The organism is Flavobacterium sp. LB2P53 (assembly GCF_003970305.1).
GTDB lineage: Bacteria > Bacteroidota > Bacteroidia > Flavobacteriales > Flavobacteriaceae > Flavobacterium.
Genome location: NZ_RYDG01000009.1, coordinates 32,543 through 44,401 on the forward strand (window position 1 = coordinate 32,543; position 11,859 = coordinate 44,401).

The following is an 11,859-nucleotide window of genomic DNA, read 5'->3' on the forward strand; positions in this document are numbered from 1 at the left end:
AGTATTATTTTTTCTTTAAATTAGGCAAAAAGAAAGCAATAATTCCGATCAGCGGCAAATAGGCACACAGGTAATAGACATAAGTGATGCTGGTGTGATCTGCTAGATTTCCGAGTAAAGCAGAGCCTAAACCTCCCATTCCGAAGGCAAAACCATAGAAAAGTCCAGAAACCATTCCGAGTTTTTTAGGCAGTAATTCCTGTGCAAAAACCAGAATAGCCGGAAAGGCTGAGGACATTATAGTTCCAATGAGGACGGAAAGGACTCCGGTCCAAAATAAATCGACAAACGGCAACAGTAAGGTAAAAGGCGCGGCTCCCAAGACAGAGAACCAAATGACGTATTTCCTGCCGTATTTATCGCCCAAAGGCCCACCAATTAAAGTTCCTATTGCACAAGAGGCTAAAAACAGAACCAAGTGAAACTGGGCATCCTGCACTGATAATCCAAATTTTTCGATTAAATAAAAGGTGAAATAACTGGACATACTGGCCATGTAAAAGAATTTTGAAAATATCAAAACCATCAAAATTCCCACGGAGATTGCGATCGTTTTTTGGGACAAATTAGGCAAATTGATTACCGCTTTTTTAGTGCTCCTTAAACTCAAATGATTTTGATACCACAGGGCAATCCTACTCAAAACAACCAATCCGATAAGGGCGACGGAGACGAACCAAATGATGTGATATTGGGAATTAGGAACCACAATTAAGGCAACCAGTAAAGGCCCGATTGCTGTTCCTGCATTGCCCCCCAACTGAAAAATGGATTGTGCCAAACCCCGTTTTCCTCCAGAGGCCAAAAAGGAGATTCGGGATGCTTCAGGATGAAAAATAGACGAACCGATCCCGACCAATACAACCGACACTATGATCATTGAAAAACTGGACGCATAGGACAAACCCACAATTCCGGATAAGGTAAAAAGCATTCCGAAAATTTGGGAAAAAGGTTTTGGTCTTTTGTCCGTGTAGAGTCCCACGATCGGCTGCAAAATGGAAGCCGCTAATTGATAGGCCAAGGTAATTAACCCGATTTGGGTGAAGGTTAAATTAAAATTTTCTTTTAAAATAGGGTACGCGGCCGGAATAACGGCCTGTAATAAATCATTGAGCAAATGAGCAAATGCAATAGAAAACAGGACAGGATACACGGTTTGCTGTGCAATAACGGCAGTGTCAATTTGTGTTGCATTATCAGAAGATGAATTCATATTTTTTAATAAAACTGTATTATTAACGCGAATAAGGAGTAGCAAAAAGCAGCCTAAACCGTTAAATTAATTAAAAACAAAAGACTGAAAGCCATACTATTTAAGATGCTTTTGACTCCTTTTTGACCTAGCTGTATACTCTGAATAAGGTGCTAAAATTAGTTAAAAATTGCGTTTTAATCCGTAAAAAAGATGGAAAAAAATTAAAACAAGCACGATTTGTTATTACAGTAAATTAAAATCCTGTTTAGGTATTTATAGAAATTATTACGCCTCTCTTTGTAGAAATTCAGTACTGCCTTGCCTATTTTTTTTTACAAAAAAAGTAGAAAAAATATATTTTTATGCGTTTAAACGGTAATACCCGCTTTTAAACGGTAAAAAAAGAGTGTTTTACTAAAAAATATTTTATATTTAAAGCGTTAAATTATAGCGTTTGGATAATTCTGTAAAAGGACAGTTGCTAAAAAACAAAAGGACTCTCGACTAAGTGGACTATATTTACAAAAGAGAACTATTCCTAAAAAAGTTAGCACCGAATCACATTAATTTTCAGCAATTTTTTTTTTAAAATTAAAATAAAAATTCCGCGTAATTCGGGTAATTCGTGGCTGGAATAATTAAGTGGTATTAGTTACGGACAGTCCTGTAAAATAATCCTATTAATGGCAGAACAGCAAAACTTATTTAGAGAAATACTTAAAAAGTATATTTATAAAAAATAAAACTTACTTATATTTTTAATAGTACTCTGAATTTTAAAATTGATTCGCATTATTATCTATATTTGGACCAATATCCAAAGTAAATAAACCAACTTTAAAATTTATAACATGAAAAAAATACTAACATTTGTTGCAATTGCATTCTTCACTACTGCTCTTAGTGCGCAAGAAGTAAAAGCTGTCGCAAAAGCTAAAAAAGAATCCTGTTGTGCCAAAAAAGACTCCAAAGCAATGACTGCCGCAGAAGTTGAAACATGCAAAACAAAATGCAAAGCCGAAGGAAAAAAGTGTGCGGCAACAATGGCAAAAGTCAGCGGAAAAAAATGCTAAACTAAAACCTTCCATTTTCACTTTATAAAAAACGACGCTTATTTCAGCGCCGTTTTTCTTTTTAATAACCAGAAAAAAAAATGTTTAACACCGTTGGGGATAAATCATCGACATTCGTTAACCATAGCTTAAACTCCTTTCGAATCCCAGCTTGTTAAAATTGATTTCATTTGTAGCAACTACTACAGCATGAAAACAACACTACTGCTATTATCCGATACGGAATTACAAACAAGATTGCAGCACCAGGATCAGCTTGCCTTTGGCATCTTATTTGACCGTTATTGGAAAAGATTGTATACCTATGCTTTTAAAATCTACAAAGAGGAAGCCATTTGCGAAGATATTGTTCAGGAAATATTTATTAGTCTCTGGGAAAAATCAGCCAATACATTTATTGAAAATTTAGAAGGTTATTTACTCCGAGCCGTCAAATACAAAGTTGCCAATCACATTCGGGATTTAAAATTTGATTCCGGGCATCTTGAAATACTTCAAAACATCCCGAATCCTTCCGGAACCGACAAGCATTTAGTATACCAAGAATTTGAATCCGAAATTTTTAAGCAAATAAAGAAACTCCCTCCCAGAAGCCAAGAAGTCATAATCCTGAGCCGATTGGAACATTACACCAATATTGAAATTGCCCAAAAATTAAACATTTCAGTCCGCACCGTAGAAAAGCACATCAGTGATGGATTGAAATTGCTTAAAATGAAGATTGACCCCTGCCAATTCTCGATTTTTATTACGGGAATGTTGCTGCAATGTTAATCCACTCCCCCTTCTGTTACCAAATCTTTAAGACTGAATTTCCCACTACGTAAAAACAATACCAGCGGGTACTTATAGTAAAAAGACCCGTTTTGCAAAAAGAAGACTTCCTCACATTAGCCCAAAAATATGTTCAAAATAAATGCACGCTATCCGAAAAAGAGGCTGTAGAAACCTTCTTCTTTAAACAAACAGAGAAAGAACAAAACATCATAATCCTTTCTTTAACCCAAGAGAAAAGAAATGCAATCCTGCATAAAATAAATACTACCATTAACAAGCCCAAAGGAAAGCTGCAAAAACGCTATTCGAATATAGGCAAAATAGCTGCCATTGCACTTCTTTTTATCGGAATTTCTTTCGTAATAACCCAATCTACCAGTACAAATCGCATCACACAATCCGCTGCCAAAGGGGAAATAAAAACACTCTTTTTGCCTGATGGCAGTCAGCTGGTTTTAAATGGCAACAGCAGCGTTACTTACGCAACCAATTTCAAAAACAACCGAAAACTAGACCTTAAAGGAGAAGCTTATTTCAAAGTAGTTCGCAATCCAAAAAGTCCTTTTACAGTAGAAACCCCTCAATTCAAAATCAAAGTTTTAGGAACTTCTTTTACCATTAGCGCGTATGAAAATTACCCCAATACCATCCGTGTGCTATCCGGAAAAGTAACCGTGAATTCTAAAGAAAATCCCAATCACAACGTATTGCTAACTAAAAATCAACAACTGCGTTTTCATACATCACAGCTTCCACTGCTCACAAACAATACCCGGGAAGATTTCTTGGCTTGGACTAAAAATATTATAGTACTCGAAAATACAAGCCTTGGCGAAACAGCCGCAATTTTGAAAAATAAATTTAATGTGACCATTCTTTTTGAGCATCCGGAATTAGAACAACTCCGGATTACCGGAAAATTTAAAAACGAAAATGTCACTACTATCCTCAACAGTATTGCCGAGGTAAAACAATTAGAAATTCACGTTCAAAACCAAAACACCATTTTTATACGAGAAAAACCAAAGAAGTAAATGCTGGAATTCGCTATTAAAACCAATACTTAAGTGGCATTCGAATTGAGATCCCATTAAAACAAAATAAATATTTAAAACCTATTAAAATGAATTTGAAAATCCAATTTCTTTTTTCCCTAAAATTAAAAAAATACCTGTACCTGTTCAGTTTCCTCTTCATATTTTCTGAAATGGCTGCAATGCCTCATACAACTATAACTACCGAGGAGAAAAATTTCTCTATCGACATCAAAGAAATCCAAATCAGGGAAGTCTTTGATATCTTAGAAAAAAAGACTCCTTACACCTTTGTTTTTGACGAAGCAATCGCCTCTTCAAAACAACGTTTGACTTTAGTGGTAAACAAGGAAAGCATACATACTATTTTAAATAAAATTACCGCCCAAACTGGCTTTCAATTTCGCCGCATCAACAATACCATTTCTGTAACCAAATCTCCTTCAATCCAGCAGCTCACCCGCGGCACAGTAAATGATTCTCAAGGCTTGCCTTTACCTGGAGCAAGCGTTTTAGAAAAAGGAACTACAAACAGCACCACAACTGATTTTGACGGAAAATTTAGTCTGACCACCTCCACGGCTAATGCGATTTTAGTAGTTTCCTATATGGGTTTTGATAACAAAGAAGTATCCGCAAATAATTCTGCGCCACTGGTAATCCGCTTAACAGCGAACACTAATGCGCTGAACGAGGTTGTGGTAACTGCTTTAGGAATTAAAAGACAGGAAAAACAATTGGGTTTTTCGCAACAAACTATCAATGCCGATAATCTGGCACAAACCGCTCCAAATAACTGGTCTTCAGGCCTAAAAGGAAAAGTGGCCGGTTTAAATATCGTTTCCTCAGGATCCGGGCCTCTAAATTCCCAACAAATTACCTTAAGAGGAAATAATTCGTTGAATCCCAATGGGAATAATGCCTTAATTATTGTAGATGGTGTTCCCCTAAACAGTAAAATAACCAGCTCAGGATCTGACAGTGCGTATATGGGCCGCGATTCTCCAGTTGATTTTGGTAACGGTATTTCAGACCTTAACCTTGATGATATCGAAAACGTAACAGTCTTAAAAGGACCCGGAGCCACTGCACTTTATGGAAGTCGTGCCGCAAATGGTGCGTTAATTATCACTACCAAATCCGGTAAAAAGAACAAAGGCCTTGGGATTAGCTATAATACAGGAGTCACTTTTGACGTCATTCAACGTTGGCCAGATTACCAATATGAATATGGTCAGGGTACCGGAAAATCATTTGATCGAAATGGAAATCCGTATTATTCCTATTTAAGTTCTGCCGATGGAAACAATACGGGTTCCACCAGTAGCGCCTGGGGACCAAAATTTGACGGACAATCCTATTTTCAATACGATCCCGTAACGCAGACTCAAGGAACCGAAAGAACACCTTGGACTCCCTACAAGAATAATATTAAAGATTTCTGGCGTACCGGAATTACTATAAACAACAACCTCACGCTTCAAGGCGGGGACAAAAATGGTTCCATGAGAATGTCTATTGGTCATTCTAAAAATGAATGGATCATGCCTAATACCGGATTTGAAAGAATTACAGCCTCTGTGAATGCGGATTATAAAATCTCAGATAAAATTAAAATTGCTTCGGTGATCAATTACAACAACAGAGACAGTGACAATTTACCGAGTACCGGTTACAATAATGGCTCTATCGCCTACTTTACGATTTTCCAAAATCCAAATGTAGATCTCGATTGGTACCGCCCTATTTGGAGACAAGGTCAAAACCAAATCCAACAGCTGCAACCCTTCAGTAGTTATATTGATAATCCCTATTTAATTGCCAATGAAGCTACAAATTCCTTAGCAAGTAACCAAATCGTGGGAAATCTGAACGCCACAATCCAGTTGGCTCCCAATTTAGATCTTTTATTGAGAACTGCTTTAAACACCTACCATCAGGATCGGGAGCAAAAAAGACCCTACAGTATCAACCGGTATGCTAAAGGATTTTTTAGAACACAGGATGTATTTATGCAGGAAGTAAATTCTGATTTTTTATTGACTTACAAGAATAAGCTGTCAAACGATTTTTCCTTTTCTGCGTCAGCAGGTGGAAATGCGATGAGCTATAAATACCAAAGAATGGATGCTGCTGTGGAAGGCTTAGTAGTTCCTGATGTTTATAAATTGGCAAATGGGATCAGCAATCCAATCATAAGTGTAAATGACAGTTATAAAAAAGTCAATAGCTTGTACGGACTGTTCTCCCTTTCTTTTAAAGATCAGATTTTCTTAGATGTTACGGGCAGAAACGACTGGTCCAGTACTTTACCAGTACAAAACAATTCTTTCTTTTACCCTTCTGTAAATACCAGTTTTATTCTTTCTGAAATATTCAACTTACCCAAATCACTGGAATATTTTAAATACCGATTGTCTCTTGCCCAAGTGGGTAATGATACTGATCCGTATAGAACCAGTAAATACTACGATCAATCTGCCTTTGCAAGTTCAGCAGTAGCGCCATCAACCTTGTATAATGCCAATTTTAAACCGGAAATCACCACCAGTATTGAAACCGGTTTTGAAGGGCGATTATTCAAAAACAGAATCAATTTTGACGCGACGGTCTATCAGACAACAACTAAAAACCAAATTATTTCTGTTCCCTTAGACATCACAACGGGATTCAGTTCCGGCATCATGAATTCTGGCGAAGTTCGAAATCGAGGAGTTGAACTCACCCTAACCGGAAAAATTGTCAATATGGATAAATTTAAGTGGTCAACCACTTTAACTTGGTCCAAAAACTGGAATCGCGTCATGGAACTTGCCGATGGTATTCAGGGACAACAAACCATTGGTTCAGGAGGTTCAGCCACATTGATTGCCAAAGAGGGTGGGACAACAACCGCAATATACGGCTACGGTTTTGTACGATCTCCTGACGGTCAGATTGTATATGACAATGCGGGTTTACCGGCCTATCCGGATGAAATTCAATACATAGGCGATGCCACTCCGGATTGGAGAGCCGGATTATACAACAGTTTTAAATTTGGAAACATAGGTTTAAATGTCATGTTGGGTGGTCAACTTGGCGGTATCATCTATTCCCAAACCCATCATAAACTATCTGAAATGGGTAAAATCAGATCTACCATAAAAGGACGCGAAGAAGGAGTGATTGTAGGCGAAGGAGTAGTATTAAATTCCGATGGTACGTATTCTCAAAACACTACTGAGGCACTGACTCCGGACTGGTACGCCAGGTATTACCGCAGAGCCAATGTCGAGTCCAACTCTTTTGAAGCTTCTTATGTAAAATTGAGAGAAGTAAGTCTGCAATACAGTTTCTCTCCAATATGGCTTAAGAATACCGGCATTACAAGTTTAGATGTATCGGTTTTTGGTCGAGACTTAGCGGTTCTTTCTGACTTTCCTATTTTCGATCCGGAAACGGCAGCCTTAAATGGAGATACTATTTTACCCGGTATCGAAATGGGTCAAATGCCCACTCCTGCTACCTATGGTTTTAATTTAAAAGTGAATTTCTAAACTATTATTTAAAGATGAAAAAGATACAAATTTTTACTGCAACTTTAGTTCTAATACTGCTAAACTTTGCTTGCACGGGCGATTTTAGCGAGCTCAATGAAGACCCTAACCGGATTGCCCAGATAAGTCCGGGAACATTAATTAATCCTATTATTTATGGTCTGGCTACACACAACGCGACTAGAAGTGCGGGTGTCACGTTCGATTTGATGCAGGTATCGCTCCCCTTTCCCAGCGTTTCCGGAGGGCTTCACCGTTATGATTTAAGTCAGGAAATAGGGTATTCGTCCTGGGCTAATTATTACAAATGGCTCAATAATATCAAGGAAATGAAAACTGCGGCGATACGGGCAGAGGATCGCAATTATGAAGCCATTGCACTGACACTAAATGCTTGGGTGTATGCCAATCTTACGGATATTTTTGGACCGGTTCCCATGACCGAAGCTGTAAACGGTGAGGAAGGCAACCTTTATCCCGCATTTGATTCTCAGGAATTAATTTACACCACTATTTTAGCCGATTTAGAACGAGCAAATGCCCTTTATAATTCCGCTACACCTATGATTTATGCCAGTGACATCCTCTTTCAAAACAATGTCACGAAATGGAGAAAATTCACTAATTCCCTTCAAATGCGTTTGTTGTTGAGAATATCCAACCGTACCGAAACCAATTCTTTTCAAAAGTTGGCAACGATGATTCAAAATCCAACACAATACCCTGTTTTTGAAAACACATCCGAATCTGCCATCCTGAAAGTAACTGGAGTAACCCCTAATGTTTCTCCTTGGGGAAGACCGCAGGATTTTAGTTTAAACGTAAAAATAGCCTCTTTTTTTATAGACAATCTAAACACCATGGCCGATCCCCGAAGACCTGTTATTGCTGGTGTTGCAAGAGACTTGAACAATGTTTCCATAGGCTACAAAGGAATTCCCAGTGCCTATGCAGGAGCTGAATCTCAGTTTGCTTACAATGCTTCTACGTTTAATGCAACTCAGATAACCAATCCCATGAATATTTTCTTGATGACGTATGCCGAAGTAGCTTTTATAAAAGCCGAAATGGCGCAAAGAGGATTCACCACGGATGCCGAAACGCATTATAAAAAAGGAGTTAAGGCCGCCATGGAGCAATTGGGAGCCACAATGCCCAGTACTTATTTTGATAATTCATTAGCAGCTTATGATGGCACTTTAGAAAAAATCATGCTTCAAAAATATTATGCCCTTTATTTTATCGATTACCAACAGTGGTTTGAATACCGCAGAACTGGATTCCCAATTCTTCCAAAAACGACTGCCATGGAAAATAATGGAATTATGCCTTCCCGTTTTTATTATCCAACGAGCATTCAAATCAACAACCAGCAAAATTACCTCAAAGCAGTTGAAATGTTGGGTACAGATGATATTAACACTAAAGTTTGGTGGGACAAATAAAATCTTAATTTAAAATAAATAAACAATGAAAAAATCAACATTCTCCATTTGTGCCTTGCTGTTTTCAATAGGAATTATGGCACAAACCAACGTTCAAGGTTGTGTTTTTGAAGACCACAATCAGAACGGCAAAAAAGAACGAAATGAAAAAGGAATTGCTAATGTTTCCGTAACCAATGGTCTGGAAGTGGTCCTTACCGATGAAAAAGGCAAATACATCCTGCCTATTAGCGACGATGCAATTATAGCCGTAATTAAACCCGCCAATTATAAAGTAGGCGTGGATGAAAATAATCTGCCTCAGTTTTTTTACAATCACAAACCCAAAGGCTCTCCTCAATTAAAATTCAAAGGAGTAGACCCCACGGGAAAATTGCCTAAATCAATCGATTTTGGTTTGGTTCCCCAACAGGAAAATCAAGAGTTTACAGCCCTTATCTTTGGTGATCCGCAACCTTATACCCAGGCTGAAGTTGACTTTTTTGCCAAAGGGATTGTAGCCGAAGTAGAAGGAATTAAAAATGTTCCTTTCGGATTGAGCCTGGGAGATCTAGTAGGAAATGACCTTGCTCTTTTTAATCCTTACATTAAAGCGGTACAAAAAGCGGGGATTCCGTGGTACAATTTATTGGGAAATCACGATCTTAATTTTGATGCCACCACAGATGAAATGGCCGATGAAACCTACGAAGCCCATTTTGGCCCAGCAAATTATGCCTTCAATTATGGTAAAGTCCATTTTATCGTAATGGATAATGTGCTCTATCCTGATCCCCGAAATCAAAAAGGATATTGGGGCGGTTTTACACCAAAACAGTTGCAGTTTATAGCCAATGATTTGAAATTGGTTTCAAAAGAACATTTAATAGTGCTGGCTTTTCATATTCCAATAAGTGAGCCTACCGATGAAGATACTTTCAGAAATGCAGATCGGGATCAGTTATTCGAACTTTTAAAAGATTTCCCAAACACACTTTCTCTTTCTGCCCATACCCACATTCAACGCCAGGATTACTTTGACAAAACCGATGGCTGGTTACAGGAAAAACCACACCATCATTACAATGTTGGAACCACTTCCGGAGATTGGTATTCCGGAAAACTGAATTCTGAAGGCGTTCCGGTTTCGACCATGCGTGATGGAACACCAAAAGGATATGCCTTTATTAATTTTAAAGGAAATAAATACAGTCTGGATTATAAAGTGGCGGGCAAACCCAAAACCTATCAAATGGAGGTTTTTGCACCCAAAGTAGTGGAAAAAGGCCGTCCTACCCGATCCGGAATTTATGTGAATTTCTTTATGGGAAGTAAAAACGACAACCTCGAATACCGCGTAGACCAAGGCGAATGGAAAGCAATGGACTATGTAAAGGAAATAGATCCTTCGTATGCCACTGAGGTTTATGAATGGGATCTAACCGAAGAATTAATTCCTGGCAGACGCTCGTCTAATCCTATAGAAAGCAAACATCTTTGGAAAGGAAAAATTCCTACGAATCTGGAAATAGGCGTACATACGATCGAGATTAAAGCCACAGATCAATTTGGAAAAACCTACACTGAAACAACTTCCTACCGCTTGGAGAATCAAAAATAAGTTTGTTTGTTTTTTATTTTTTAAAAGGCTCGCTAAAGATTTTAATCCAGGCGAGCTTTTTTTTATTCAAAATAAATAGGAGTACGCTGCTCCCATATAATAGTACGGCACATTCCTTTTTCTGGATTTCAAACTAAAATCAACTTTTTTTCTTTCAAAGCAGTGCGAAATCATAGTCCTATACCAACGTATCACCATCCTTTCCGATATTGGAATGAAGTAAGTGAAGCTAGTTTATCGTTTTTCTTTAGCAACCGAGAAATTACACCAATTGAACCAAAAAATACCAAAACAACAACGTGATAAAAGATAGTGGTATTCCAAAACCAATCATCATACTGCTCAATCGAGGTTTTAAACCGTGCGTAGAAGCTAAAATACAAGCTGTAATCATTGGGGCCATAGCCGACTCTAAAATAGCAACTTGAATAATTTTAGAATGCTGTTGCAAAATCAATACATACAACACATAAATAAGAGCCGGGGTCAAAATTAATTTATACAAAAGGCCCAGTCCTAAAAACTTCCAGTGCTGGCTTTTCCGTTCAAAACGCAATTGCAAACCAACCGATAGCAAAGCCAAAGGAGTTACTGCACTTCCCATTTTTTGAAATAAAACTTGGATGTACTCATGGAAATCCACATTACAAACATTCATCAAACAGGCTACTAAAAAAGTTATAAAAGGTGGAAAAAACAGAATCTTCTTGGCAATTTGAACACCATTTGGACTTCCGGTAGAGTATACTGTTGCCACCAGAATCCCTAAGGTCGAAAGCACTACAAAAGAACCGGGCTGATCTACTAAAATAGCCGTTTTCAAACCTTCTTCACCGTATAATGCTTCAATTATTGGAAAACCTAAAAAAGATGTGTTCCCTAAACCAGCCGTGATAATTAAACACCCAGTGAGTTTCTTAGACCAGCCAAATTTGTTTCCTAAAAAACTAAAAAACAAATAGGAAACTACAAATCCAATCCAGGCTACCCCAATAGGGAATAACAATTCAGGACTCCAGTCTATTTTTGGAATATAATACAAGGCCAGAGCCGGAAGGCAAATATAAATAACAAGCTTATTTAACAGCTTGTAAACACTAATAACAGGGAATGCTTTTATATTTTGCAGCACAATACCGAGGAATAAAAAAACAAAAATCAAGATAAAATTATTCATAATGGTGCAAAGATAT

Annotated in this window: 8 protein-coding genes; 6 read left to right on the forward strand and 2 right to left on the reverse strand. The window is 37.8% G+C overall.

Annotation, left to right across the window (positions count from 1 at the left end; all coding sequences use genetic code 11):
• Window positions 1–4: 4 nt before the first annotated feature.
• A complete protein-coding gene (locus tag EKL95_RS11600) occupies window positions 5–1,216 on the reverse strand; it encodes an MFS transporter (protein ID WP_126556334.1) in 1,212 nt (403 codons plus the stop codon).
• Between the two features lie 833 nt (window positions 1,217–2,049).
• Here EKL95_RS11600 and EKL95_RS11605 point away from each other — a divergent pair.
• The 6 genes from EKL95_RS11605 (at window position 2,050) to EKL95_RS11630 (ending at window position 10,666) form a co-directional block, all read left to right on the forward strand.
• A complete protein-coding gene (locus EKL95_RS11605) occupies window positions 2,050–2,271 on the forward strand; it encodes a hypothetical protein (RefSeq protein WP_126461142.1) in 222 nt (73 codons plus the stop codon).
• Between the two features lie 189 nt (window positions 2,272–2,460).
• The gene (locus EKL95_RS11610) at window positions 2,461–3,045 is read left to right on the forward strand and encodes an RNA polymerase sigma factor (RefSeq protein WP_126461145.1); all 585 of its coding nucleotides are present in this window, start codon (window positions 2,461–2,463) and stop codon (window positions 3,043–3,045) included.
• A gap of 92 nt (window positions 3,046–3,137) precedes the next feature.
• Window positions 3,138–4,082, forward strand: a complete 945-nt coding sequence (locus EKL95_RS11615) for a FecR family protein (protein ID WP_126564273.1) — start codon at window positions 3,138–3,140, stop codon at window positions 4,080–4,082.
• An 89-nt stretch (window positions 4,083–4,171) separates the two neighbouring features.
• Window positions 4,172–7,621, forward strand: a complete 3,450-nt coding sequence (locus EKL95_RS11620) for a SusC/RagA family TonB-linked outer membrane protein (protein ID WP_126564274.1) — start codon at window positions 4,172–4,174, stop codon at window positions 7,619–7,621.
• 14 nt (window positions 7,622–7,635) lie between these two features.
• Entirely contained in the window at window positions 7,636–9,066 is a 1,431-nt protein-coding gene (locus EKL95_RS11625) for a SusD/RagB family nutrient-binding outer membrane lipoprotein (RefSeq protein ID WP_126564275.1), read from the forward strand.
• Window positions 9,067–9,091: 25 nt separating this feature from the next.
• Entirely contained in the window at window positions 9,092–10,666 is a 1,575-nt protein-coding gene (locus tag EKL95_RS11630) for a calcineurin-like phosphoesterase C-terminal domain-containing protein (RefSeq protein WP_126564276.1), read from the forward strand.
• A gap of 262 nt (window positions 10,667–10,928) precedes the next feature.
• Here EKL95_RS11630 and EKL95_RS11635 read toward each other — a convergent pair whose 3' ends face one another.
• Window positions 10,929–11,843 (reverse strand): AEC family transporter, encoded by a 915-nt coding sequence (locus tag EKL95_RS11635; protein ID WP_126453692.1) that lies wholly within the window; start codon window positions 11,841–11,843, stop codon window positions 10,929–10,931.
• Window positions 11,844–11,859: the final 16 nt, after the last annotated feature.